This is a genomic window from Mesorhizobium sp. M4B.F.Ca.ET.214.01.1.1, from assembly GCF_004791545.1.
In the GTDB taxonomy this organism is placed as follows: domain Bacteria; phylum Pseudomonadota; class Alphaproteobacteria; order Rhizobiales; family Rhizobiaceae; genus Mesorhizobium; species Mesorhizobium abyssinicae.
In genome coordinates this window covers 63,737-89,111 of record NZ_SRUX01000003.1, presented here as the reverse complement: position 1 = coordinate 89,111, position 25,375 = coordinate 63,737, and the positions used below count along the sequence as shown (strand labels likewise).

General features: G+C 64.8%; 21 protein-coding genes and 1 pseudogene. 9 read left to right on the top strand and 13 right to left on the bottom strand.

Annotated features, from left to right (window positions below; all coding sequences use genetic code 11):
* Nucleotides 1-33 precede the first annotated feature (33 nt).
* Nucleotides 34-1,410, bottom strand: coding sequence for an FAD-containing oxidoreductase (locus EN857_RS06865; RefSeq protein ID WP_127391199.1), 1,377 nt, complete (start codon nucleotides 1,408-1,410; stop codon nucleotides 34-36).
* On the bottom strand, nucleotides 1,407-1,868 hold the full coding sequence (locus tag EN857_RS06860) for a DUF4126 domain-containing protein (protein WP_127391200.1): 462 nt from the start codon (nucleotides 1,866-1,868) through the stop codon (nucleotides 1,407-1,409). Before EN857_RS06860 ends, EN857_RS06865 begins: the two co-directional genes overlap by 4 nt.
* A 129-nt stretch (nucleotides 1,869-1,997) precedes the next feature.
* On the opposite strand from EN857_RS06860, the gene EN857_RS06855 reads away from it, so the two are divergent.
* A complete protein-coding gene (locus tag EN857_RS06855) occupies nucleotides 1,998-2,555 on the top strand; it encodes a sugar O-acetyltransferase (RefSeq protein ID WP_127391201.1) in 558 nt (185 codons plus the stop codon).
* 18 nt (nucleotides 2,556-2,573) lie between these two features.
* Here EN857_RS06855 and EN857_RS06850 read toward each other — a convergent pair whose 3' ends face one another.
* Nucleotides 2,574-3,566, bottom strand: coding sequence for a helix-turn-helix domain-containing protein (locus tag EN857_RS06850; RefSeq protein WP_127391202.1), 993 nt, complete (start codon nucleotides 3,564-3,566; stop codon nucleotides 2,574-2,576).
* Between the two features lie 124 nt (nucleotides 3,567-3,690).
* On the opposite strand from EN857_RS06850, the gene EN857_RS06845 reads away from it, so the two are divergent.
* Nucleotides 3,691-4,338 carry a cysteine hydrolase family protein gene (locus EN857_RS06845; protein WP_127391203.1) on the top strand — a complete coding sequence of 216 codons (648 nt, stop codon included), beginning with the start codon at nucleotides 3,691-3,693 and terminating at the stop codon, nucleotides 4,336-4,338.
* Nucleotides 4,339-4,410: 72 nt separating this feature from the next.
* Here EN857_RS06845 and EN857_RS06840 read toward each other — a convergent pair whose 3' ends face one another.
* From EN857_RS06840 to EN857_RS06800, 9 genes and pseudogenes are all read right to left on the bottom strand, one after another.
* Complete coding sequence (locus EN857_RS06840; RefSeq protein WP_127391204.1) at nucleotides 4,411-6,090, bottom strand: formate--tetrahydrofolate ligase; 1,680 nt, start codon at nucleotides 6,088-6,090, stop codon at nucleotides 4,411-4,413.
* 317 nt (nucleotides 6,091-6,407) lie between these two features.
* Nucleotides 6,408-7,532 (bottom strand): DUF2333 family protein, encoded by a 1,125-nt coding sequence (locus EN857_RS06835; RefSeq protein WP_127285352.1) that lies wholly within the window; start codon nucleotides 7,530-7,532, stop codon nucleotides 6,408-6,410.
* 15 nt (nucleotides 7,533-7,547) lie between these two features.
* The gene (locus tag EN857_RS06830; RefSeq protein ID WP_128346253.1) at nucleotides 7,548-8,855 is read right to left on the bottom strand and encodes a DUF6638 family protein; all 1,308 of its coding nucleotides are present in this window, start codon (nucleotides 8,853-8,855) and stop codon (nucleotides 7,548-7,550) included.
* A gap of 68 nt (nucleotides 8,856-8,923) precedes the next feature.
* Nucleotides 8,924-9,335: pseudogene (locus EN857_RS06825) on the bottom strand (DUF559 domain-containing protein).
* 59 nt (nucleotides 9,336-9,394) lie between these two features.
* Nucleotides 9,395-11,305, bottom strand: a complete 1,911-nt coding sequence (locus tag EN857_RS06820; protein ID WP_127392671.1) for an ATP-binding protein — start codon at nucleotides 11,303-11,305, stop codon at nucleotides 9,395-9,397.
* Between the two features lie 24 nt (nucleotides 11,306-11,329).
* A complete protein-coding gene (locus EN857_RS06815) occupies nucleotides 11,330-12,475 on the bottom strand; it encodes a hypothetical protein (protein WP_135858238.1) in 1,146 nt (381 codons plus the stop codon).
* Between the two features lie 33 nt (nucleotides 12,476-12,508).
* On the bottom strand, nucleotides 12,509-13,597 hold the full coding sequence (locus EN857_RS06810; protein WP_127392670.1) for a hypothetical protein: 1,089 nt from the start codon (nucleotides 13,595-13,597) through the stop codon (nucleotides 12,509-12,511).
* 304 nt (nucleotides 13,598-13,901) lie between these two features.
* Nucleotides 13,902-14,285 (bottom strand): cytochrome c family protein, encoded by a 384-nt coding sequence (locus EN857_RS06805; RefSeq protein ID WP_135858236.1) that lies wholly within the window; start codon nucleotides 14,283-14,285, stop codon nucleotides 13,902-13,904.
* A gap of 126 nt (nucleotides 14,286-14,411) precedes the next feature.
* Nucleotides 14,412-15,023: a thymidine kinase gene (locus EN857_RS06800; RefSeq protein ID WP_135858234.1), complete on the bottom strand. Its 612-nt coding sequence runs from the start codon at nucleotides 15,021-15,023 to the stop codon at nucleotides 14,412-14,414.
* A 332-nt stretch (nucleotides 15,024-15,355) separates the two neighbouring features.
* Here EN857_RS06800 and EN857_RS06790 point away from each other — a divergent pair, with 332 nt between their 5' ends.
* From EN857_RS06790 to EN857_RS06775, 4 genes are all read left to right on the top strand, one after another.
* The gene (locus tag EN857_RS06790) at nucleotides 15,356-16,291 is read left to right on the top strand and encodes a choline ABC transporter substrate-binding protein (RefSeq protein ID WP_127286369.1); all 936 of its coding nucleotides are present in this window, start codon (nucleotides 15,356-15,358) and stop codon (nucleotides 16,289-16,291) included.
* A 120-nt stretch (nucleotides 16,292-16,411) separates the two neighbouring features.
* Nucleotides 16,412-17,266 (top strand): choline ABC transporter permease subunit, encoded by an 855-nt coding sequence (gene choW, locus EN857_RS06785; RefSeq protein WP_135858231.1) that lies wholly within the window; start codon nucleotides 16,412-16,414, stop codon nucleotides 17,264-17,266.
* Complete coding sequence (gene choV, locus EN857_RS06780; RefSeq protein ID WP_135858229.1) at nucleotides 17,263-18,444, top strand: choline ABC transporter ATP-binding protein; 1,182 nt, start codon at nucleotides 17,263-17,265, stop codon at nucleotides 18,442-18,444. Before choW ends, choV begins: the two co-directional genes overlap by 4 nt.
* 130 nt (nucleotides 18,445-18,574) lie before the next feature.
* Complete coding sequence (locus EN857_RS06775; protein ID WP_135858227.1) at nucleotides 18,575-19,612, top strand: MBL fold metallo-hydrolase; 1,038 nt, start codon at nucleotides 18,575-18,577, stop codon at nucleotides 19,610-19,612.
* A 26-nt stretch (nucleotides 19,613-19,638) separates the two neighbouring features.
* Here the strand turns inward: EN857_RS06775 and EN857_RS06770 are convergent, their stop codons facing one another.
* Nucleotides 19,639-21,711 carry a transcriptional regulator gene (locus EN857_RS06770; protein WP_245511276.1) on the bottom strand — a complete coding sequence of 691 codons (2,073 nt, stop codon included), beginning with the start codon at nucleotides 21,709-21,711 and terminating at the stop codon, nucleotides 19,639-19,641.
* A 169-nt stretch (nucleotides 21,712-21,880) separates the two neighbouring features.
* On the opposite strand from EN857_RS06770, the gene EN857_RS06765 reads away from it, so the two are divergent.
* The 3 genes from EN857_RS06765 to EN857_RS06755 all read left to right on the top strand — a co-directional run bounded on the left by EN857_RS06765 (nucleotide 21,881) and on the right by EN857_RS06755 (nucleotide 25,345).
* Entirely contained in the window at nucleotides 21,881-22,966 is a 1,086-nt protein-coding gene (locus EN857_RS06765) for a pyridoxal-phosphate dependent enzyme (protein ID WP_128346308.1), read from the top strand.
* Nucleotides 22,967-23,027: 61 nt separating this feature from the next.
* Complete coding sequence (locus EN857_RS06760) at nucleotides 23,028-24,536, top strand: aspartate aminotransferase family protein (RefSeq protein ID WP_127393126.1); 1,509 nt, start codon at nucleotides 23,028-23,030, stop codon at nucleotides 24,534-24,536.
* On the top strand, nucleotides 24,527-25,345 hold the full coding sequence (locus EN857_RS06755) for an alpha/beta hydrolase (protein ID WP_127393127.1): 819 nt from the start codon (nucleotides 24,527-24,529) through the stop codon (nucleotides 25,343-25,345). Before EN857_RS06760 ends, EN857_RS06755 begins: the two co-directional genes overlap by 10 nt.
* Nucleotides 25,346-25,375 lie beyond the last annotated feature (30 nt).

Below are 25,375 nucleotides of genomic sequence, written 5' to 3'. Positions count from 1 at the left end.
GCGCTATGGGCGCAAACCACGCCGATGGCGACACTAGGCCAGCGGCTTCAGCTCCTGGGCTATGGTCGGCAGAAGCTCGGAGACGTTGGGGTGGATGTGCATGGCACGCGCCAGCGTCGATATCGGCGCCTTGGCATACATCAGGTCGAGCACCGAGTGGATCACCTCGTCGCCGCCCGGACCAAGCACCGAGCAGCCGAGGATCTCGCCGGTGTCGGCGTCGGCCAGGATCTTCATGAAGCCCTGCGTCTCGCCCTTTTCGACGGCGCGGCCGACGCGGGTCATCGGCCGCTGGCCGACCAGCGCGCGGCGGCCGGATTTCCTCACCGCGGCCTCGGTCATACCGCAGCGGCCGAGCGGCGGATCGATGTAGAGCGCATAGGCCTCGATGCGGTCGCTGACCTTGCGCGGATCGTTGTCGAGCAGGTTGGCGGCGACGATCTCGAAGTCGTTGTAGGAGGTGTGGGTGAAGGCGCCCTTGCCGTTGCAGTCGCCCATCGCCCAGATGCCGGGCACGGTGGTGCGCAACTGGTCGTCGACGACGACGAAGCCGCGCCTGTCGACCTCGACGCCGGCCTTGTCGAGACCGAGATCGTCGGTGTTGGGGTTGCGGCCGAGCGCCAGCAGCACATGCGAACCGACGGCGGGCGGCTTGCCGGCGGCGAAGGTGACGGCGACATCGCTGCCCTGCTTGGCAAAACTGATGTCGTCGGCGCCGAGATGCACCGTGATGCCTTCGTTCTGGAGGATCGACAGGATGGCGGCCGAGACGTCCTCGTCCTCGCGGCCGGTCAGCCGCGGGCTCTTTTCGATCACCGTCACCTCGGAGCCGAAGCGGCGGAACATCTGCGCGAATTCGAGCGAGATGTAGCTGCCGCCGACGACGACGAGGTGGCGGGGCAGCACGTCGAGATCCATCATCGAGGAATTGGTGAGGTAAGGCACCTCCTCGACGCCGGGCAGGTCGGGAACGGCGGCGCGGCCGCCGGTGTTGAGGAAGATCTTCGGCGCGGTCAGCAGCTCGTCGCCGACGCGCACGGTGTTGGCGGACTCGAAACGCGCATGGCCGCGGTAGAGCGTGCATTTCTCCATGCCCGCGATCCAGGTTTCCAGTCCCGTGCGGGAAGCGCCCGACACCTTGTCCTTGCGCGCCTTGATCGCTTTGTAGTCGACGCCCACCGGGCCGGATAAGGTCACGCCATAGTCGGCGGCGCGGCGGGCGAGATGGGCGGCGTAGGCGCTCGCCACCATCGTCTTGGTCGGGATGCAGCCGGTGTTGACGCAGGTGCCGCCGACGAGCTTGCGCTCGACCAGCGCCACGCTCATGCCGGCCGCGTTCAGCCGGCCGGCGAGCGGCGTGCCGGCCTGGCCGGCGCCGATGATGATGGCGTCGAAGGTTTTTGCCGTCATGCCACGGCCGCCACGATCAGCAGGCCGCCGATGATCGCGACGGCGTCCTCGATGAAGGCGGCGGGCGGGTCCTTGCCGAAAGCAGCCGCCAGCCGGCCGCGGAACTCGGCGCCGCCGAGCGTGCCGATCACGGCGCCGATGGCGCCGGCGATCAGGCCGCCGATGGTGGCGCCGCCGGTCGCGCCGAGCACGGCGCCGCAAAAGGCGCCGATGATGACGCGGGCGCCGAACTGCTGCGGCACCTTGCGGCTCGGCGTCGACGGCAGCTGGTCGGTGACCAGCTCGGCGACCCCGAGGATGGTGGAGATGCCGACGGCGATCCAGTGCCCCATGAAACTCGCCCAGGTGCCGGCGACCGGCAGCCAACCGAGCCAGGCGCCCCAGGCGGTGACGGCAAGTGCCGTTCCGGCGCGGAGCCCGGCAACGACCCCGATCAGCAATGCAAGCAGATAGAGCATGATTGACCCCCTCGATGTCAGGACCTCGCAGTCCGGCGCGAGCAAGCTAGCATAGGCCGGACATTTGGCCAGCAGGCTTTCGCCCAGCAAAGGATTGTGCTTTGGCAGTAATTCGATGGAGACGCGGCCATGACGACAAGTGAGCGCATGAAGATGGCGGCGGGCGAGTGGTACACTTGCCTCGATCAGGAACTGGAAGCGCTGCGCGTCGCCGCGCGCGATGCGGTGTTCGAGCACAACGGCCTGCCGCCCCGGCAGCGCGGCGACATCGGCCCGGCCTTGCGGTCATTGTTGGGAAGCACGGGCGAGGGGGCGCGCATCGAGGGGCAGTTCCACTGCGCCTACGGGTTCAACCTCTTTCTAGGCGATGGTGTCTTCCTCAATGCCGGCTGCACAGTCCTCGATACGGCGCCGGTACGCATCGGCAAGCGGACGCTGCTTGGGCCCAACGTGCAGATCTACTGCGCCGAGCATCACCGGGAGGCTGCAGGAAGGCAGGCGGGCCTGGAGATCGCCAAACCGGTGACGATCGGCGCCGATGCCTGGATCGGCGGCAGCGCCATCATCCTCGGCGGCGTCACGATCGGCGATGGTGCCATCGTCGGCGCTGGCGCCGTGGTTACCCGCGACGTCGCAGCGAACACCACGGTGGTCGGCAATCCGGCGCGTCCGGTCAGGCAGCGTTGAGCGGCTTGCCGGTTCGGGTCAAAGCACTGCGGCGTGTGTCGGCCTTTTGGCGCCGGCACTCCTGGAGAACTCGCGCCGATATTGCATCGGCGAGGTCTTGAGCCGCGCGGAAAAATGCTGGCGCAGCGAGGTGGCGCTGCCGAAGCCGGCTTCGAAGGCCACCGTATCCATCGATTTCTCCGTCGCCTCCAGCAGCCTCTGCGCCAGCGCGATCCGCTGGTCGGCCAGCCAGTCGCCGAAGCTGGTGCCGATCGACTTCTGGAAGCGGCGCGTGAAGGTGCGGCGGGTGAGGCCGGCCGCCTCGGCGACGCTGTCGAGGCTGTGCGCCTCGCCGAGCGTCGCCCGCACCTTGTCGAGGGCCTGCGCGAACCGGTCGGCGGTCGGGGTCGGCGCCAGCGGGCGCTCGATGAATTGCGCCTGGCCGCCTTGCCGGTGTGGTGACAGCACGACATGCCGGGCAAGCCGCAACGCCACTTCCGCGCCGTAGCGGGCGCGCACGATATGCAGACAGCAGTCGAGCCCGGCGGCGACGCCGGCCGAGGTTACGATGTCGCCATCGTCGACGTAGAGCACGTCGGCGTCGACGGCGATGTCGGGATGGAGCGCCTGCAGCCTGTCGGTATAGGCCCAGTGCGTCGCCGCCTTGCGTCCGCCGAGCAGTCCCGCGGCGGCGATTGCGAACGTGCCGAGGCACAGCCCCACGATCAGCGCGCCGCGCCGGTGGGCGCGGCCGAGCGCCTCGGCTAGCACCGCCGGAAGCGGGTCTTCGAGATCCTTCCAGCTTGGAATGATGACGATGTCGGCATCGTCGAGTGCCGCAAGCCCATGCGGGACGGCGATGGTCAGCCCGGCGTCGGTGTGGATCGGTCCCTCCTCCATAGCGCAGACGCGGAAATCGAAGCGCGGCAGGCCGAGCCTAGTGCGGTCCGTGCCGAACACCAGGCAAGGCACGGAGAGGTGGAAGGGGCTGATGCCGTCGAAGGCGATGACGGTGACGATCGGGTCGGCCATGGGAGCTCCGGGAGAAACAGGCAAGATTGTCCCAATTCTTTCGCATGATGTCAATCGGGGCACTTTTGCCGCGTTGGCGCCGGGCCTAGCTTCTGCCCATCAACCCGGTCGAAAGGAGATCGCCATGTCCGCACCAGCCAATGCCGCCCAGCCGCGCCGCGCCCTCGTCGTCGTCGACGTCCAGAACGACTATGATGGCGGCAACCTCGCCATCCAGCATCCGCCGTTCCGCGACAGCGTCGTCAATGTGGCGCGCGCCATGGACGCGGCGGCGGAAGCCGGCGTCAAGGTAGTGGTCATCAAGCAGATGGCGCCGGAGACCTCGCCGATCTTCGCCAAGGGCAGTCATGGCGGCGAGCTGCATCCCGAGATCGCCGGGCGAAGTCGCGACCATTATGTCGAGAAGACGCTGCCCTCAGCCTTCACCGGCACCGATCTCGAGGCGTGGCTGCGCGCCAATGCCATCGATACGATCGCGGTCGTCGGCTACATGACGCACAATTGCGACCTGTCGACCATCATCCATGCCGTGCATATGGGCTTTGCGGTCGAGTTCCTGTCCGACGCCAGCGGCTCGGTGCCATACGCCAACAGCGCCGGCTATGCCTCGGCCGAGGACATCCACCGCGTGGTCACCATCATCCTGCAGTCGCGTTTCGCGGCGGTGCTCAAGACCGCCGAGTGGGTCGACTGCCTGAAGACCGGCGCCTTGCCGGAGCGCGACACGATCTTTGCCTCCAACCAGCGCGCGCTGGCGCGCAATGCAGCGTAGCCGCGCTCAAATCCGCAAATGAAAAGGGCGCCGCGAAAGCGGCGCCCTTTGTTTTCGCAGCCGAAAGGAAGCCTAGAACAGGCCTTCGATCTGGCCGACCTCGTTGAGGAAGATCTTTTCGGAGGAGGGCGCCTTGGGCAGGCCGGGCATGGTCATGACCTCGCCGCAGATGATGACGACGAAGCCGGCGCCGGCCGAGAGCCGGACCTCGCGCACCGGCACGGTGTGGCCGGTCGGCGCACCGCGCAGGTTCGGATCGGTCGAGAACGAATACTGGGTCTTGGCCATGCAGACCGGCAGGTTGCCGTAGCCGGCCTGCTCCCAGGCGTGCAGCTGGTCGCGGATCGACTTGTCGGCGATCGCCTCGTCGCCGCGGTAGATGCGCTTGACGATGGTGTTGACCTTCTCGAACAGCGGCATCTCGTCGGGATAGAGCGGCGAGAACTGCGAGGCGCCGGATTCGGCGATCTCGACGACTTTCTTCGCCAGATCCTCGATGCCGGCGGAGCCTTGCGCCCAGTGCTTGCACAGGATCGCCTCGGCGCCCTGCGCCTTGACGAAGTCCTTCATCGCCTGGATTTCGGTCTCGGTGTCGGTGGTGAAGTGGTTGATCGCCACCACCGCCGGCACGCCGAACTGCTTCACGTTCTCGATGTGGCGGCCGAGGTTGAGACAGCCCTTCTTGACCGCCTCGATGTTCTCCTTGCCGAGGTCTTCCTTCTTGACGCCGCCATTCATCTTCATGGCGCGCACGGTGGCGACGATGACTGCGGCCGCCGGCTTGAGGCCGGCCTTGCGGCACTTGATGTCGAAGAATTTCTCGGCACCGAGGTCGGCGCCGAAGCCGGCTTCAGTGACGACATAGTCGGCGAGCTTCAGCGCCGTCGTCGTGGCGACGACCGAGTTGCAGCCATGGGCGATGTTGGCGAACGGACCGCCATGGACGAAGGCCGGGTTGTTCTCGAGCGTCTGCACCAGGTTGGGCTGCATGGCGTCCTTCAACAGCACCGCCATGGCGCCGTCGGCCTTGAGGTCGCGGGCATAGACCGGCGACTTGTCGCGGCGGTAGGCGACGATGATGTCGCCGAGGCGCTTCTCGAGGTCCTTGAGGTCGGTGGCAAGGCACAGGATCGCCATCACTTCCGAGGCGACGGTGATGTCGAAGCCGCCTTCGCGCGGATAGCCGTTGGCGACGCCGCCGAGCGAGCAGATGATCTCGCGCAGCGCCCGGTCGTTCATGTCCATGACGCGGCGCCAGGCCACGCGGCGGGTGTCGATGCCGAGTTCGTTGCCCCAGTAGATGTGGTTGTCGATCAGCGCCGAAAGCAGATTGTGCGCCGTGGTGATGGCGTGGAAGTCGCCGGTGAAGTGGAGGTTCATGTCCTCCATCGGCACGACCTGCGCGTAGCCGCCGCCGGCGGCACCGCCCTTGACGCCGAAGTTCGGGCCGAGCGAGGCTTCGCGGATGCAGACGATGGCCTTCTTGCCGATGCGGTTGAGACCGTCGCCGAGACCGACCGTCGTCGTCGTCTTGCCTTCGCCGGCAGGCGTCGGGTTGATGGCGGTGACGAGGATCAGCTTGCCGTCCTTGTTGCCTTTCACCGACTTGATGAACTCGGCCGAGACCTTGGCCTTGTCATGGCCGTAGGGCAGGAGATGCTCGGTCGGAATGCCGATCTTGGCGCCGATCTCCTGGATCTGTTTCTTCCTGGCGGCGCGCGCGATCTCGATGTCGGACTTCACTTCGGCCATGACGGCTTTCCTCTGGATTGGTCGGTGGAGGGGACGGGTTTGATGATCTGTGCATGTTCGAGACGCCGTGCGGGCGTGAGGGCATGTTCTAACCCTGTCGCTGCCGCGGCGTCAACTTTCATGCAACTATGTTTCCTGCGAAGAAAGAGTGTTCCTGCTGCCGGGCCGCTTTGGGTCGGCTGTCTCGAGCCCGGTCGTTGCGCCGTATAGAAGCCAGAGCGGATGCCGCGCCGCCGTCTCAAAACAGCCGCGCAATGCACCGAATGCGACAGGGGCGACGGCGCAAATCCGCAAGCGCCCTTGGCGGAGGGATGCGGCTACTGCGTCAGCACGTTGCTGATCTCGACCATGTTGGAGCGCACCCTCAGCACGTAGAAACCCATCGTGGTCAGGTGGGTCGGCAGCAGCCAGCCGTCCTCGCGGCCGTTGGCGATGATGAAGGGCTGGATGCGCAGCGCCGAGACGAATTGCGAATCCATCGTGTCCCACAGGTTCTGCAGGTGCTTTTCCTTGATGACGTCCTCGAAGTCGGCCTGGGCGGCCTTCATCAGGCCGTAATAGCCATAGAGCTGGCCGTAGGCGAACCAGAAGCGGTCGTCGGCGCGGAAATCGAACCAGCCGTCATTGTGGTTCTCGGCGCGCTCCTTGAGGATTGCCGAGGTCGAGCCGATGTCGGACGAGATGCGGTCGATATATTGCTTGAGATTGTCGGCGCGGGCGTCGAACGTCGCCTGGCAGCTGGCCAGCCTTGCGTTGAAGGAGCGCAGCTTGCGCACGGCGTCGCGATAGTAGCTCGGGGTCGGCGTCTTCGGACCGAACGGATTGAGGCCGAAATACCAGGTTTCCTCGTCGAACTGCAGATTGCCGCGCGCATCCTGGAGATCGGCGTCGATCTGCGAGGTCGTGCGCACGCGGCCGAGATTGTCGGCAAGCTCCGTCGCCGTGCGCCGAACCGCCTGGTTGATGCCGCGCTGGAAGGAAGCCTTGTTGTCCATCCACGGCGTATGATCCCAGTCGATGCCGAACAGGCCGAGCTTGTAGAGGATCATCGACGAGATCCAGGCATTCTGGTTGACGTTGAAGTCGGTCAGATCGGCCGCCACCTGGGCGATCGCCGAGTTGCCGCAGGTCTTGGCCGTATCGGTGCCCGCGCCGGCCGAGACCTGCTCGCCGGCCGACACGTTGCGCTTCTCGAACGTGTAGGTGTCGGGATAGTTCGGGTTGAAATTGTTCCACCACTGGGTGGCGTAGAAGAAATTGGCGTAGAGGCCGATGAGCACCAGCAAGGCCAGGCCAACCACCGCCTTCAGGATCCAGCCGCGCTGCCCATACCAGCGGCCGGCCCACATGAACGGCCACAGGACGACGCCGACGAGAAGACCGATGCCGCGGCCGATCCACTGGAAGATCTGGGTGAAGAAACTCACAATCGGGTCAAGCATGGCTCTCGTCACCCCTCAATCAGTCAAGCCGTAAAGGCGCGTGCGGAACGCCGCCTTGTCTTTCAAATATGTGGTTTTCAGAACGTCCACAACATGCGAGCGCCAGGCGTCGCTGAAGCCGTCATAGTCCCTGTAGAAGCCGGGCTTGTTGAAGACGTAGCGCGAGACGAAGTCCTGCGGCACGAAGTCGGAGATCAGCTGGTTGGTCAGCCAGGCATCGGGATGGTCGGGCTTGGCGCGGATCACCAGGAAGCGCTGCTGCGGGAACACTTCCTCGATCTTGAGATGGCCATACTGGGCGATCTCGCGCTTGGCGGCGTTGAGGAAGGGGAAATTGCCGTCCCTGGTGATCAGGTCGGTATGGCCATGGATCCAGGTCTGCAGCCAGACCTTGTCGACGTCGGTCAGATTGCGGTTCGGCTCGGTGTCGCGGATCAGCGCCCGCACCACCATTTCGGCGCGATGCTCGAGATAGCCGGAGGCTTCGATCCAGGAGGCGCGCGGCAGCTCTATGCGGCCGGTCGCGGCGAGGAATTTGAACACCTTGTCGGCGTCCTTGATCGACAGATAGCTCACCTGCCACGGCCGCGAGCGGCGGAAACCGGGCGCGGCCGGATCGCTGATGACGGTGGTCATGTCGGGATCGACGAAGACGTAGAGGCCGCCGAAATGGCTGGTCCAGTAGGCGTTGTGGCGGAAGATCACCTGGTCGGGCACCAGCGCGTTCTCGCGGATGTCGCCGCAGACCTTGGCCAACTCGACCATGCGCTCCAGCATGGCGTTGTAGCGCCAGGCGTCGGGCTCCTGCTTCAACCTGTCGACCAGCTTGCCGAGCTCGGCGGCCTTGCCGAGCACATCCTCTGCCGACAGCACCCTGAACTCGACCTGATTGATCGACAGCAGGTCCTCGATGTCGTCCACCTTGGGCACCGAGTCCTCGATCTCGCCGTAGATGACGTCCTTGATGGTCAGCGCGTCGATGGCGCGCTGGTTCTTGGACATGAACTCGAACATCAGCTGCGAGGTGTTTGAGAAGGCGGTGTGGACCACCGGCAGGTCGATCTGCGACGGCGTCAGGATGATGAAGCGGCGGTTGACCTCGTTGGGATCGAGATAGTCGTAGTCGCCGCATTCGTCGGCGACCTCGGGCGAGAAGCCGGTGCGGTCGATCTGGAAGCTGTTCAGCCTGGTGGGATTGAGGCCAAAGGCGACGAGCGCCTTGTTGTAGCGCTGGATGAGATGCGGCTCGTCGACGGTCAGCAGCCTGCCGTAGATCAGCTCATTGTCGCGCAGAAGGTCGGGTTTCTTGGCGGGGTGGGTCATTTATGCCTTCTCCCCGTTCACGGGGAGAAGGTGCCCGAAGGGCGGATGAGGGGCGGCGCAGGCGCTCATCATCTTTGCTCCGACGTGGTGACCGGCAGAAATCTCACATCGACACCAATCATTTTGCGATCCAGCCGGCCATCAAGGGCTGCGATGATCGTATCAAGTACACTCGCGCGGCTGTTCAAGACATCCGCGTGCCAAACCCTCAATACCGACCAACCATTTTCATTCATCGTTTCATCTCTGTATCGATCCCGAGACCGACCCGCGTGCTGGCTGCCGTCGACTTCCACGACCAGATTAGCTTCACGACAGGCGAAGTCTGCGAAAAAGGGCCCAATCGGTAGTTGGCGAACAAACTTGTGGCCGTTCAATCGCCGTCCGCGCAGTTCATGCCACAGTCTTTCCTCGGCATCGTTTTCAACCTTCCGATAGCTCACGGGCTCTCGTGACCTTCGGCTCATTTCCTCCACGCATGGCGCTGCCCCTCATCCGCCCTTCGGGCACCTTCTCCCCGTGAACGGGGAGAAGGAAGATCATGCATTCCATAGCCCCTTCTTCTTCATCTCCTCGATTTCGCGCACGGCGCGGTCGCGCAGCCTGGTGTCGCGGATCATCTTGGTCACGGCGGCGTCGTCGGACTTGTCGGAATAGCGGAATTCCGAGTCGGCGTAGCGGTTGATCTCCTGCATGACCATGTCCATCGAGAACGGTCCGCGCAGTTCCTCGATCATCGCCTTCTTGTCGTCGTAGCTCTTGTGCATGAAGGCTTCCGGCTTCTCGAACCACTCGTCGGGCAGCTCGATGTCCATGGCGCGCATCTTGATGGCGTCGGTGACGTTCTTGATGGCGCGGCCGGTGAAGCGCGGCTCGGCATCCTTGATCATGTGCAGGTAGGTGCCGATATCGGTCATCGACTTGGGCGCGCCGTTGTCCTTCATATAGCGCTCGTAGACCTTGATCAGCCCGTCTTCCTGCGGCTTTTCATGCTCCTCGTAGGCTTCCGCCACGGCGCGCTGGATTTCCTGAGCGGCATAGAGCTTGTGGTCGCCGAGCGGGATCTTGTGGTTCTTGCCGGCGAGCAGGACGAAGATGTCGATATAGTCGTCGCGGGTCTGCGGCCCGTCGACCAGCCAGCGGGCGCCGGCGCGCTGGCGCAGCGCGTCGTCGACATTCTCGGGATAGTTTGAAAACATGCCGAAGGCGCAGTTGCCGCGCACCACCGTGCCGGCGCCGGCAAAGGCGTCCATCAGGACGCCGGTGATCTCCTGCTGGCCGGCCGAGGCGCGATCGTCGGAGCGCCGTGCCGCCACCTGGTCGATGTCGTCGATAGTGCCGAAGCCGATGACGCGCGGATTGAGCACGTTGTTGATGAACTGGCGGCAGTTCTGGCCGGACTTGCCCTGGTAGGACGAAATCTGGTCGACCCCGAAATTCTCGTATGCGAAGGGATAGCCGGCGACCTGGCAGTAGTCGTTGACGAGGCCGGCGATCATCTGGATCAGCGTCGTCTTGCCGGTGCCCGGCGCGCCATCGCCGATGAAGGTGAACAGGAAGCCGCCGAGCTCGACGAACGGGTTCAGCTCGCGCTCGAAATCATAGGCCATCAGCATCTTGGCGAGCTTGACCGACTGGTATTTGGCGATGTGGTTGCCGACGACCTCTTCCGGCTTCTTGAAGGTCATCACCAGCGGCTTCGAGCGCTTGCCGGGCGCGACGTCGAAGCCGTCGAGCGTGAAATCGTCGACATCGATGCGGATATGGGCATTCTCGAATGGCCCGATGCCGTCGAAGCGGCCTTTTCGCGCCAGCAGCCCGTCGATGGCGACGCGGGCGAAGGCGCGCGCGCGCGTCATCAGGTCCGCATCGTCCTTCGACCCGGCAATTGCCTTGTCGAGGCCGGCGATGATCGACTTCACCGCGTCCTGCTGGGTGTCGAACAGGAAGTCGGGCTCGGCGATGTCGTTGGGCGCCTCGCCGTCGCTGTCGATCAGCTGGAAGAGGTACGAGGCGAGGCTGAAGGCGGAGATGTAGGCCGAGGCCGACAGAAGCTTCTTGAAGGTCGCCGCCTCGTCGCCCTCGAGCGGCGCGCGGGCGTTTTTGGCCTGCAGGCTTTCCAGGTCGGAGCCCTCGGCGAAGACATCGGAAATGGCGAGCGCGATCGCCAGGCCGCGTCGGGCGCGGTACAGGAGCGTGTGCTGCGGAATGGTCAGCAGCTGGTCGTCGGGATGGACGGCGGCGACCGTCTTCGACAGCTCGACCTCGCGCGTACGGCGCACCGAACCGACCGAGACGGTCGAGACGAAGCGGCGATTGGTGCCGGCTAGCGCCGTGCCGGATTCGCGCGCCGGATCCTCCAGCACGGCAATGCGGGTGATGAAACTCTGCGCCGTGGCGCGGTGCTTTTCGATCGCGGCTTCCGAAATCGTGGTCAGGCCGGTGTCCATGAAGGGTGCTCCGTGGTGTGACGGTCAGACGTCTGAGATGACCTGTCCATTGGACAGGATGTGGACCTTGTAGCCGGAAAAGATCTTCTGCGCCTCGCCGGCGGCATAGAGCGCCTGATAGGCCTCGTGCGGGATCAGCGCATGGTTCTCGTAGCTCGACACGCCCTGGCGCGCGGCCTCCAGATCGTCGGTGTTGATGAAGAATTCCTGCGTCGTCTTCTCGCTCGAAAACAGGCCCTTGCGGCCGGGTTTCTCGGATTTGGAAAAGACCTCCTGGATGGTCCAGGTGAGCAGCCATGCGTTTTCCGGCTTGCGCACCTTGGCCAGAACCTCGGTCACTGTCGAATTGTTGTCGGTGATGCCCGCCGAATAGAAGGGGCCGAGCACGACGCGGCGGAGCTGCTTTGGGTGCAGCGGCTCGAAATCCTTGTCGAGATTGACCGCGATCGTTGCCGGGGACAGCGTGTAGGCGGAATTCTTCTCGGTGAAATCGTCGAAGCGATGGGCAAGCTCGGGGTTGAGCAGGCCGTCGACCGGCAGCGGGATGTAGACCCTCTCATTGAGCTTGCCGTTGCTGTCGACGAGCTGGCGCACCATGCTTTCGGAAGAGTCCTCGACCGTCACCATATAGATCAGCGGCAGGTTGGCGCTGCCGTCGAAGCAGGCCCAGTGCACAAGGTAATAGGGTCGAAAGGTCTTCGGATTGACCGAGACTTTCGCCGTCTGCGCCAGCGTGAACGGGCCGAAGGTCTGCTCGCTCCTGACGTCCTCCAGGTAGAGCCGCTCGGCCATCGACTTCTGCAGCGCCTCGGGAAACTCCTTGTGGCGCAGGATGAAGTCGGCCATCTCCTCGCGCAGCTCGCCGGCCTGCGGGATGTTGGCCAGCCGGCTCTCCGCCTGACGACGGTCGTTCTCCAGTTCTAGCAGGTTCTGGAACACCGGATAGCCGCTGTCGGCGCGCGAGATGCGGAACGTCTCCATGAAGCCGAGGCGGTTGCGCCAGCAGGAAAACGACTTGTCCAGCCGCGCAATGTATTCGGCGACGATCTTGGCGACGATGCCGTGCCGGTAGAGCGGCGAGCGATCGTCGCGCATGAACACTTCCAGCCCGCTCAGCGCCGCCGTGATGGCGGAAAAATAGCGCGCCGCCGCTTCATTTTCGGGAGTCATGGGTCTGCCTTGGAGACGAACGCCAGCCGCCAATCACTGCTGCACGTAGTTGGCGGAATTGTGCTTCTTCATCACCTCGTCGAAGCGGCGGGCGAAGGCATCGTCGGCCAGCTTCTTGCGGCGCTGGATGTCGGCCGAGGCCACCATGTTCTTCTCGTGCATTTCGAGCAGGTCGCCGATGTGCTTCTGCGAGGCGGCGCCGATGCCGGCCATGGTCTCCTCCGCGGTGTTGTCGACCTGGCTGCCCAGCGTGTTGATCTTGTGAGCGACATCCTGCTGCGCGGCGGTCTTCAGCGAATCCTCCAGCGCCTTGTACAGGACGATGCGCTGCTCGGTGTCGATGGTCAGCTTGTTGATCAGCGTCGACTGCGCGGCGATCTGGTTGTTGAGCGAATCGACGAAGGTCTGGAACATCGAGGTGTAGCGCTCGAGCGTCTGGCTCTCGGCCAGCAATTCCTGCTCCTTGGCCTGCTTCTCGTTGTATTCCGTGGCCATTTTCGAGCGCTCGCCCTCGAGCTGCGTGCGCTCCTTCTGGCTGGTCGAGGCGGCGATCTTGTTCTCGATGTCGAGCAGCATCGGGTTGAGCTCCTCGATGCGCTTCTGCACCGCCTCGAGGTTGGACATCGTCGTCTTGCGGCGCTCGATGACCTGCGACAGGCTGCTTTCCGAGGTCTTGTAGCGCTGGTCGAGCACTTCCTTCTGCGCTTTCAGGATGCCGACGATGGTATCGGACTTAGCCAGCAGCTCCTGCAGGTTGCCGGCCAGCGACATGTTGCGCACGCGATCGGTGCGCATGCGCTGCTTGCGCTGCGCCGAGAAGACGCCGACGAAGTTTTCCCAGCCGGTGTAGTTCTTCATGCTCTCGAATTCGGCGCCGAAGACGTTGGTCGCGTCTTCGAGGCCGATGATCAGGTCGGCGATGTTGCCTTCCATGATCTTCTGCTGTTTCAGCACATCCTCGATGCGGGCGTTCTCGATGTCGAAATTGGCATCGCCGATCTTCTTGTCGGCCCGGGCGAGCGTGTCGAGCACGGTGCCGGACTGCTCGATCTTCGAGCGCATGTCCTGGACGACCTGCTTGGTCTTGGCAATTTCGGCATCGAAATTCTGCAATGTCGCCATAGGGGCCTCCCGCATCGGCATCGGTTTCGTGTCGGCGCGAATATATGTGGAGCATCCGGGGATTGAAAGACGCAAGACAAGAGGTGCTGCGAAAACAAAAGGTTTCGTTTCTCCCTTGAAAGACAAACGAACCATGCGCATGGCGCGACTAGCCGTCCGCCGGCGCATTTCTTTTGCAATTCGACTGTCGCGCCGCCGGGCCGCGGGCGATGCATTTCGCTTCCCGCCGGCGCATCGTCTGGATATTCGGCAAACAATTTGCCGGTGAACCGGCGCCTGCCGGGCAAATCGCAGCCGCGGCAGCTCAGGGCTTGGGGTCGGCCTTTAGATAGGCAATGACATTGGCAATGTCGGCGTCGTTCGTCAGTCCGCTGAAGGCCATTTTGTTGCCGGGGACCTTCAGCTTGGGCGCGCGCAGGTAGAAGGACAGGTTCGCCTCGTCCCAGACCAGGCCGGCGGCGCCGGCGTCCTTCATGGCTTGCGAATAGTTGAAATTCTGGGCCGTGCCGGCGGTGCGGCCGACGACGCCCAGAAGGTGCGGTCCGACCTTGTCGTGATCGGTCGTCGCGTCATGGCAGGCCATGCAGCGGTTGAAGACCTTCTTGCCAAGGGCCGCGTCGCCATCGGCATGGGCGGCGGCGATGCCGAGGAAGAAAAGGATAGCGGCGGACGAAAGGGCTCGAAGCATGGCGGGACTCCTGGCTGAGGGCACCTGGATAGGGCCCATGCCTTAACAAACGCCGCACATGATGGCGGGATTGCGGAGGGATCCTTCATCCGGGCGCGCCCGGCGGCGACGCGGTCCGCGTCCGCGTCAGGCCCTGGTGAAGCCGATGAAATCGTCGGGCGCGGCGCGGCCCATCTCCTCTTCCCAGTGGCGCCGGCAAAGCGAGACATAGACGTCCTTGCCGATCGCCACCTGCTCGCCCTGTCTCGCCACTTTGCCGTCGGGACCCAGCCGCACGACCATCGTCGCCTTGCGGCCGCAGCGGCAGATGGTGCGCACCTCGCGCAGATCGTCGGCAATCGCCAGCAGGGCGCGCGAGCCGGAAAACAGCTTGCCCTGGAAATCGGTACGCAGGCCGTAGCACATGACCGGTATGTTCAGCCGGTCGGCGATCCGGGCCAGTTGCCAGACCTGCTCCTCCTCGAGGAACTGCGCCTCGTCGACGAAAATGCAGTGCACCGTGGTGTGTTCGTGGTGCTCGGCGACCCGGGCGTAGAGGTCATCGCCGTCGCGGAACATCTCGGCCTCTGCCTCGAGGCCAATGCGCGACGAGATCTGCCCGCTGTCGCCCTTGCGGTAATGGCCGGCGACGAACAGCATCGTGGTCATGCCGCGCTCACGATAATTGTAGGACGCCTGCAGCAGCATCGTCGTCTTGCCGGCATTCATCGTCGCGTAGTTGAAGTAAAGCTTGGCCATGCCGCCCTTGAGGTGTGTCGAGTTTCAGGTGATGCCGGCCTGCAAACGGCGGCTTTCTGCGCTTCCGGTGCTCACGGACCCTGACCTGAATCTCGGCACACCTTATGCCGAGTTGCGGCGGGGCGGGGAGGGGGCGTCGGCGCATTCCCCTGAAAAAGCTGCCGGCCATCAAAAAAGCGGCAGCCGTGTCGCTGATCGGCCAGTGCGCGCCGTTGATCGTGATTGTCTTAGTGCTTGAAACCGCTCCAGAATGGTGTTTGGCTGACGAAACAAGGCGGGGACACAAACCGTAACTTCGCCGCGCCAAAAAGAATCGCAATGGGAGAATATCTATGTCGCGTATGAATTCCTTCGTCGCCGGGCTCGGCCTGGCGGCCTTCCTGTCCACCAGCGCTGCTTTCGCCGGCGACCCCGAAAGCTGCAAGGCGGTGCGCCTCTCCGATGTCGGCTGGACCGACATCCAGGCCACGACCGGCGTCGCCTCGGTGCTGCTCACCGCGCTCGGCTACGAGCCGCAGGTGATCCAGCTGTCGGTCCCGGTCACCATGGCCTCGCTGAAGAACAAGGACCTCGACGTCTTCCTAGGCAACTGGATGCCGTCGATGACCAACGACATCAAGGACTACACCGCCGACGGCTCGGTCGAGACGATCAGCACCAACCTGACCGGTGCCGGCTACGGCATCGTCGTGCCGACCTATGTGGCGGACGCCGGCGTCAAGACGCTGACCGACCTCGGCAAGTTCAAGGACAAGTTCAACGGCAAGATCTATGGCATCGAGGCCGGCAATGACGGCAACCGCATCATCCTCGATATGATCAAGAACCCGAAGGACAATCTCGAAGGCTTCGAACTGGTCGAATCCTCGGAGGCCGGCATGCTGACGCAGGCCGAGCAGTCGATGAAGAGCAATGAGTGGATCGCTTTCCTCGGCTGGACACCGCATCCGGTGATGGGCGCCATGAAGATCACTTATCTCGACGGCATGGGCGACAGCGGCTTCGGCGCCGCCACCGTCTTCACCAACGTGCGCAAGGGCTACACCACCGAATGCCCGAATGCCGGCAAGTTCATCGCCAATCTGAAGTTCAACCTGGACATGGAAGGCGAGATGATGGACGCCATCCTCAAGGGCGGCGATGCCAACACGGTCGCGACCGACTGGCTGAAGAAGCATCCGGACGCGGTCGCGCCCTGGATCGCCGGCGTCACCACCTTCGACGGCGGCGATGCCGCCGCGGCAGTCAAGACCGCGCTCGGAGGCTGAGCCGACCATGAATCCGGCATGACCGGAGCAAGGGCAGCCACCATGGAAAAGGCTGCCCTTTTTCATATCCTGTGACAAGATGACTGTCCGGCAAGGACGGCGCAGCCAGAGAGGGGCAAGATGGATCCGATTTCGAAATTCCTGGTCGCCTACAAGATCCCCATAGGACCCTGGGGGAAGGCCTTCTTCGGCTTTCTCACCGACAATTTCGACACCATCTTCAGGGCCTTCTCCAACGGCCTCAATTTCCTGCTCGACGGGCTGGTCGACATCCTGCTGGTGGTGCCGCCGGTGCTGCTGGCGGCGGTCATTGCCGTCATCGCCTGGTTCCTGCAGCGCTCGCGGCCGCTGGCCATCGCCGTCTTCATCGGCCTCATCTTCATCATCAACCAGAACCTGTGGAAGCAGACGGTGCAGACGCTGGTGCTGGTGGTTGCGGCCGCCGCCATGGCCATGGCCATCGGCGTGCCGCTCGGCATCTGGGCTGCGCACAAGCCGAAGGTCTACCGCATCATGCTGCCGGTGCTGGACCTGATGCAGACGCTGCCGACCTTCGTCTACCTGATCCCTGTGCTGACCCTGTTCGGACTCGGCAATGCGCCAGGCCTCATCGTCACAATTATCTTCGTCATCCCGACCGCGGTGCGGCTCACCCATCTCGGCGTCGTCTCGGTGCCAAAGGCGATCATCGAGGCCGGCGAGGCGTTCGGCGCCACCAAGAGCCAGCTTCTGTGGAAGGTCGAGCTGCCCTCGGCATTGCCCACCATCATGGCGGGGCTGACGCAGTCGATCATGCTGTCGCTGTCCATGGTTGTGTTCGCCGCGCTGATCGGCGCCGGCGGCCTCGGCACGGAAATCAACCGTGCGCTCGGCTCGCGCCGCATCGATCTCGGGCTTGAAGCCGGCCTCGCCATCGTCGTGCTGGCCATCGTGCTCGACCGGATGACGCGTATCGGCGTTGGAGGCAAGAAATGACCGTCGCCGTTGATTTCAAGGATGTCGACATCGTCTTCGGCGCCGATCAGGCCGGTTCACTGGCGTTGATCGACAGCGGCGCGAGCCGCGCGGAGATCCTCGAGAAGACCGGCAACGTGCTGGGCTGCGCGGGCGCCAGCCTGACCGTGCACGAGGGCGAGATTTCCGTGCTGATGGGCCTGTCGGGCTCCGGCAAGTCGACCCTGCTCAGAGCCGTCAACCGGCTCAACGTAGTCTCGCGCGGCCAGGTTCTGGTCAAGGACGGCGACCGCACGGTCGATGTCGTCACCTGCGACGAGGCGACACTCAGGCGCCTGCGCCAGAAGCAAGTGGCGATGGTGTTCCAGCAATTCGGCCTCTTGCCCTGGCGCACGGTGGAAGAGAATGTCGGCTTCGGCCTCGAGCTTGCCGGCGTGCCGGAAGCCGAACGCAAGGCGCGCGTGAAGAAGCAGCTCGAGCTCGTCCATCTCGACCAGTGGTCGAAGAAATACGCGCATGAGCTCTCCGGCGGCATGCAGCAGCGCGTCGGCCTGGCGCGGGCCTTCGCCACCGAGGCACCGATCCTGTTGATGGACGAGCCGTTCTCGGCGCTCGATCCGCTGATCCGCACCAAGCTGCAGGACGAATTGCTGCAACTGCAGGCGGAGCTGAAGAAGACCATTATCTTCGTCAGCCACGACCTTGAGGAGGCGCTGAAGATCGGCAGCCACATCACCATCATGGAAGGCGGGCGCATCGTGCAGACCGGCGCGCCGGAAGACATCGTGCTCAGGCCTGCCAACGACTATGTCCGCGACTTCATCGCCAACGTGAATCCGCTGTCGGTGCTGACCGCCTGGAACGTCATGCGCGACCGCCGCGACCTCGACCACGGCGAGGACGGCTGGGTGTGGCTCGACCGGCGCAAGACGACGCGCTTCAAGATCGACGATCACGGGCTGGTGTCGGCCGCCGAGCGCGACGGCAAGCCTGCGGTGTGGGTCTCCTGTGCCGACGTCGAGCGGCAGCTGGAGGAGACGTCGCAGGTGTTCTGGGCGACGCCTGGCACGTCGCTGAAGACGGTGATGCTGGCCATGCACCGCTCGCAAACGGCGCCGGTGGCGCTGTTCGACGAGCAGTCGCGCTTCGTCGGCGCGATCGGCATCCGCGACGTGCTGAGCGCCGTGCTGCGGCGATAGCCGCGGGTTCGAGATTGCAGGCGCGACCCAACTTGCGAGGCCGCACCTTGGTACGGCTGGCAGGCACCGCCACCGTGCCCTAGTATGATCCCTGCGGCGGCGGATCGCGCCGCGGACGGGAGGTGCAGGGATGATTTTCCGACAGCTCTTCGATTCCGTATCGGGGACCTACTCCTACCTGCTGGCCAGTCGCCGGGGCGGCGAGGCGCTGATCATCGATCCGGTGCTGGAGAAGGTCGAGCGCTATCTGCAGCTCGTCAACGAGCTCGACCTCAAGCTGGTCAAGGCGGTGGACACGCATCTGCACGCCGATCACATCACCGGCCTCGGCGCGCTGCGCGACCGGACGCATTGCGTCACGGTGATGGGCGAGCAGACCAAGGCCGACGTGGTGTCGATGCGGCTCGCCGACGGCGACAAGCTGGCCATCGAGGGACTGGCGCTCGACGTCATCTATACGCCCGGGCATACCGACGATTCCTACAGCTTCATCCTGCCGGACCGGGTGTTCACCGGTGACACGCTGCTGATCCGCGGCACCGGCCGCACCGACTTCCAGAACGGCGATCCGCGCCAGCAGTACGAATCGATCTTCGGCCGCCTGCTCAAGCTTCCCGACGAGACACTGATCTTCCCGGCGCATGACTACAAGGGCGAGACGGTCTCGACCATCGCCGAGGAGAAAGCCTTCAACCCGCGCCTGCAGGTGAAGTCGGTGGACGAGTATGTCGAGATCATGAACAACCTCAAGCTCGCCAACCCGAAGATGATGGACGTCGCCGTGCCGGCCAACATGAAGGTCGGGCTGCATCAGGACGAGATCGCCGGGCGCGGCTGGTCTGTCACGGCGGACGAGGCGCTGGCGATTGTCGGCAGGCCGGACGTGGCTTTGATCGATCTGCGCGAGAGCGCCGAGCGGGAGCGGCGTGGCGTCATCCCGGGCGCCATCCATCTGCCCTATCCCAGGCTGCAGGAGAACATCGCCCCTGGCGGCATGCTGCACGAGTTGGCCCGATCGACCAGCAAGCAGCTTTTGTTCTACTGCGCCTTCGGCGAACGCTCGGCGATGGCGGTGCAGGCGGCGCAGGACGTAGGCATCGCCAGCGCCCGTCATATCCAGGGCGGCATCGACGCGTGGAGGAAGGCGGGCGGGCCGCTGCTGCGGTAGGGCCGCGCGGGCCGGATTTCAAAAGATCAATTCAGCCCGATGCGCCTGGCGCCCTGCCGGAACATGGCTTCGGCGTCCCGGTCGAAACGGAAGGTGGCGATGAAGTCGTCGGCACGATAGTCCGGCAGGGTCTTGCGGATGGCGGCGGCGAAAGTGCGCGCCTCGTCCTGCCGGCCGGCCAGCGCCAGGCAATGCGCGGCGATCGCCAGGATGATGATGTGGGCATTGGGGCGGGCAGCCGCCTTCAACGCCCATTCCGAGGCCTCGGCGAACTCACCAAGGCGGGCATGGGCCATGGCGCGGGCGCCCATCATGCCGAACAGCAGCGGGTCGAAGGGGCTGAGATGGCGCGAATGATCGGACGAGCCGATCGCTGAGCGCGGATCACCCGACTGGGAGTGCACGAAGGACAGCGCGTAGTGGCCGAGCGCGAAATTCGGGCTGAGGTCGACGGCCCGCTCCAGCTCGAGCAGCGAGCCGTCGCGCTCGCCGCGCAGCCACAGCGCGCGGCCCATGGCCCAATGCGCCGCCGGATTGTGTTCGTCGACCAGAAGACTTTGTCCAGCGGTTTCGAAGGCAAGCGCAGCTTCGTGGTCGCGGTCGCCCCAGCGCTGGAAGGCGTTCTGCCAGTGGGTGAAGGAGAGGCCGGCATAGGCGCGGGCGAAGGTCGGGTCCTGCTTCAGCGCCATGTCGAAGAACTGGTGGGCCAGCTCGTTTTCGGTCCGGGTGAAGCGGTACATGTGCCAGAGACCGCGATGGTAGGCCTCCCAGGCGTTGAGCGAATTGGGCGCCTTCAGCATCGCGCGGTTGCGCTCGACAGTGGTGACCTCCGCCGCGATGGAGGACACGATGCTGTTGCCGATATCGTCCAGCACGACAAAGATATCGTCCGGCCGGTGCTCGAACGTCTCGGCCCAGACAATGCGTGCGGTGCGCACCTCGACCAGTTCGACGGCGACGATCACCCTGCCCGACAGGCTGCGGACGGAGCCGGTCGCGACGTAGTCGACATTCAGCCTGCGCCCTGCATCCTCGGGCGAGATGTCCTTTTCCGCCAGCGCAAAGACCGAGCCGCGGGCGATGACGAAGAAATCCCTGAGCTTGGCCAGGCGGGTGATGATGTCATGGGTCAAGCCGTCGGCCAGCCCACCACGAAAATCCGCGGTGCCGGCGTGCTCGACGAACGGCATGACTGCGAGCGAGGCGCGGCGTGTCGCCGATGTCTCGGGCTCGGCCGGAGCGACCGGTGCCTGGGGCACTGCAAACGCCGGCACGGATCGCACGGGTGGCGTCGCGTTGGACTGACGGGATCTTATTTCTTGCCATGCCTCGCGCAGGGGGGCGAAATCCAGCTCCTCCGAATCGAAGAGCCGCGCGGCGGCAGCCAGATGCTCCTCGCACGCGCCGATCTGGCCACGCCGCGCATTGTTTTCCAGCAGCGCAAGATGAGCGCGGCTGTCGAAAGGGGCGAGTTCCAGCCATTTGTCGATGGAGGCGCCTGCCTCGTCGGATTCGGCCGGAAGCAGCCCGATCAGATGCTCCAGTATGGCGACATGGCATGACCTGAAACGACGGCGCTGCGCCGTCAGCCAGCTGTTGAAATGCGGGCTGCGGTCGAGTTCCAGCCCGTCGAGGAAATCGCCGGTGAAAAGGTGGGAAAGCGTCCTCAGCCGCTCGAGGCCAAGGCTCTCGATGCCTTCGGCGACCGCGGCAGCGGCTTCCACGGCATCGATGCCAAGTCCGGCAAGACGAAGCGCGACGGTGTCGCCTTCGGTCTCGATCCGGCGCCGGCCCGGCTCGTCGAGCGCGCCGCGCAGCTTGCTGAGGCACCAGCGTAGCTCGCCGCGCGGATCGTTCGGCACATCCCACAAAAGCTCGCACAGGCGGCTGCGTCCGACCGGGTGCGGCGCAAGCGCCAGATAGGCAAGCAATGCACGCAGCTTGCGCGACGCCGGCAGCGCCACCGGCATGTCGTCGCGCGAAATCGCCAGCTGTCCGAGCAGCCGCACGGAAAGGCCGGGGGCAGTGCTTTTCAGGCTCGCTCGGGCGGATTCCACGTGCGTTTCCACGCTCGCTCCCACGCTGACCAGTTGCTCCATGTTCTATCACCAAACCCGACAAGGCGCACCGGCAGCGGACATTCCGGCCGGATGCAGCCGTTGCCGAAATGAAGGCACGTCGAGCAACCTAACGCGGCAAGGTCTCGAAACCTCGCCGCCAAGCCCTCCGGTTTGTAACCGGATCGTGAGGACCAAGAGGAGACCAGACATGTTGCAGCAGTTGAAGATCAGAACCACGGCCGGGCGCGGCCGGTTGTTCGACAGCATTCTCGACACGGTCGGCGATACGCCGGTCATCCGCATCAACAATCTCGGCCCGGGCCATGCGACGATCTATGCGAAGGCCGAATTCTTCAATCCGGCCGCATCGGTCAAGGACCGCCTGGCGCTCAACATCATCGAGGAAGGCGAGCGCAGCGGCGCGCTGAAGCCGGGCCAGACCGTGGTCGAGGCGACCAGCGGCAACACCGGCATCGGGCTCGCCATGGTCTGCGCGCAAAAGGGCTACCCGCTGGTGGTGACGATGGCCGACAGCTTTTCCGTCGAACGCCGCAAGCTGATGCGCATGCTGGGCGCCAAGGTGGTGCTGACGCCGCGCGCCCAGAAGGGCTTTGGCATGTACAAGAAGGCGGCCGAGCTGGCCGAGGCCAATGGCTGGTTCCTCGCCCGCCAGTTCGAGACCGAAGCCAACGCCGCCATCCACGAGGCGACCACGGCGCGCGAGATCATCAACGACTTCGCGGGCTCGCGGCTCGACTATCTGGTGACCGGCTACGGCACCGGCGGCACGGTGACCGGCGTCGGCCGGGTGCTCCGCCGGGAGCGGCCGGATGTCAAAATAGTGCTCGCCGAGCCTGCCAACGCCCAGCTGGTCGGCAGCGGCAAGGCGCAGCAGCGCGGCGCCGGCGGGGCGCCGGATGCCAGCCATCCGGCCTTTGAGCCGCATCCGATCCAGGGCTGGACGCCGGACTTCATCCCGAATGTGCTGCAGGAAGCGATCGACAAGCGCTTCTATGACCAGGTGGTGCCGATCCCCGGTCCGGAAGGCATCAAATGGGCGAAGGCGCTGGCGCAGCAGGAGGGCATCTTCACCGGCATTTCCGGAGGCGCCACCTTTGCCGTGGCGCGCCAGATCGCGGGCACTGCTGCCGCCGGCTCGGTGATCCTGTGCATGCTGCCCGACACCGGCGAGCGCTATATGTCGACGCCGCTGTTCGACGGCATCGAGACCGAGATGGATGCCGAGGAGATGGCGCTCTCGCGTTCGACGCCAAGCTGCCAGTTCGACGCCTGACGACAGACTCGTGGCGCCGCCGCCCTCGATGGCGGCGCCACAAGATGTGAGAGAGGGGCAAATGGACAGTTTGGGGGAAGCGTCAACAAGCATGGCCGCGGACGAGACTCTCGATCCGCCGGACTGGGCCGATGTGAAGGCCCTTTCGCACCGCATCATGGACGATGCCATGGGCTATCTGCGTGATGTCCGCGAGCGCCCGGTATGGCAGGAGATGCCGGCCGAGGTGCGGACCTTCTTCACGGCGCCCTTGCCGCGCACGCCATCGCCGCTTGCCGACGTCTATGGCGATGTCGCCCGCAACGTCATGGCCTATCCGATGGGCAACATCCATCCGCGGTTCTGGGCCTGGTACATGGGGTCCAGCAACTTCACCGGCGCGCTCGGCGATTTCCTGGCGGCGATCCAGGGCTCCAATCTCGGCGGCGGCAACCATGCCGCCGGGCTGATGGACAGCCAGGTGGTCGACTGGTGCAAGGAGATGGTGGGCTTTCCGGCCTCGGCCAGCGGCACGCTTGTCAGCGGCGGCTCGATGGCCAACATCATCGGGCTCACCGTGGCGCGCAACATCAAGGCCGGCATCGACGTGCGCGAGCATGGCGTTGCCGCCATTCCGATGCCGCTGCGCTTCTACGCCTCGGACCAGGTCCATTCCTGCCATCGCAAGGCGATGGAAGCACTCGGCCTCGGCAATCACGCGCTGCGCCGCATCCCGACGGATGCCGGGCTGCGCATCGATCTCGCGGCGCTGCGTGCGGCGATATCCGAGGATCGCGCCGCCGGCTTCAAGCCGGCCTGCGTCATCGGCACGGCCGGCACCGTCAACACCGGCGCGATCGACGATCTGCGGGCGTTGGCGGTGCTGGCGGCGGAAGAGGACCTCTGGTTCCATGTCGATGGCTGCATCGGCGCTTTGATCGCGATCGCGCCGGGGAACGCATCGCTGGTCGCCGGGATCGAGCAGGCGCATTCGATCGCGCTCGATCCGCACAAATGGCTGCATGCGCCATTCGAGGCCGGTTGCGCGCTGGTTCGCGATGCCGTGGCGCACCGCGGCACTTTCGCGGTCACGCCGGAATATCTGGAATCGGCGCCGCGCGGCCTCGCCTCCGGGCAATGGCTGCATGACTACGGCCTGCAGACGTCACGCGGCTTTCGCGCGCTCAAGGTGTGGATGGCGCTGAAGGAGCATGGCGTCGAGAAGTTCGGCCGCCTGATCGACCAGAACATCGCCCAAGGCCGCTATCTGGCCGGCCTCATCGCGGCCGAGCCGGCGCTCGAACTGACGGCGCCTGTCACCATCAACATCGTCTGTTTCCGCCATCGGGGAGGCGGCCTGTCCGGCGAGCAGCTGAAGGCGCTCAACACCGAGATCATGCTGCGGCTGCAGGAAGAGGGCATCGCCGCCCTCTCCGACACTACGGTGCATGGGCAGCACTGCCTGAGAGTGGCGATCACCAACCACCGGACGCGACGCGAGGACCTCGAACTGCTGGTCGCGGAAACCTTGCGTATCGGCGCGGAACTTGCGGCGCGGATGTCGCCGGCGGGAGAGCAAACATGCCCTTGATAGACTATGTGGAAGAAGGCTCGGGGCCGCCGGTGCTGTTCGTTCCGGGGTCGTTCAGCACCCATGCGGCCTGGCGGCCGATGCAGAAATGGCTTGCGCCCGGCTATCGCATGATCGGCACCAGTCTCTGCGGCTACGGGGCGACGGCGGAGACCCGCAGGCGCGATGATTTCGGCATGCGGCACGAGCTTCGCATCATCGAGCATGCGGCACGCCGCGCCGGCGAACCCGTGCATCTGGTCGGGCATTCCTTCGGCGGTACGGTCGCCCTTGCCGCTGCCCTGGCAAACTCCGTCGAGGTGGCGAGCCTGACGCTGTTCGAGGCAAATCCGCTGGCCCTCCTTGCTCGGCCGCCGAGGCGGAATATCCATCAAGAAGTTCTGGAACTCAGCCGCGAATTTAGCGCCGCCGTCGATGCCGGCGAAGCCGATGCGGCGGCCATGATCATCGACTTCTGGGGCAGTCCGGGAACATTTGCGGCGATGCCCGAGGCCGTCCGCGACTACTGCCGCAAGACTGCGGCGACCAATGCGATCGACTGGCTGACGGACTTCGGGTTCGAGGCTGGGGTCGAGGACTACCGCCGCCCGGACATTCCGGTTCTCCTCGTCAGGGGCGAGTTCGCCAATCCGGCGATGGTGGCCATGACCGACGTGCTGGCACGGGCTTTGCCGAATGCGCGTCGCGCGGTCGTCGACGGCGCCGGCCACTTCCTCATTGCGACCCATGCGCAAAAATGCGCCGCGCTGCTGACGCGATTCCTGACGGTTGCGGACGCGGCGCTGCCGGAGCTCGCGATGGTGGTTTAGCGGCTGAGGCAGGTCGCCGGATTGAAAGGA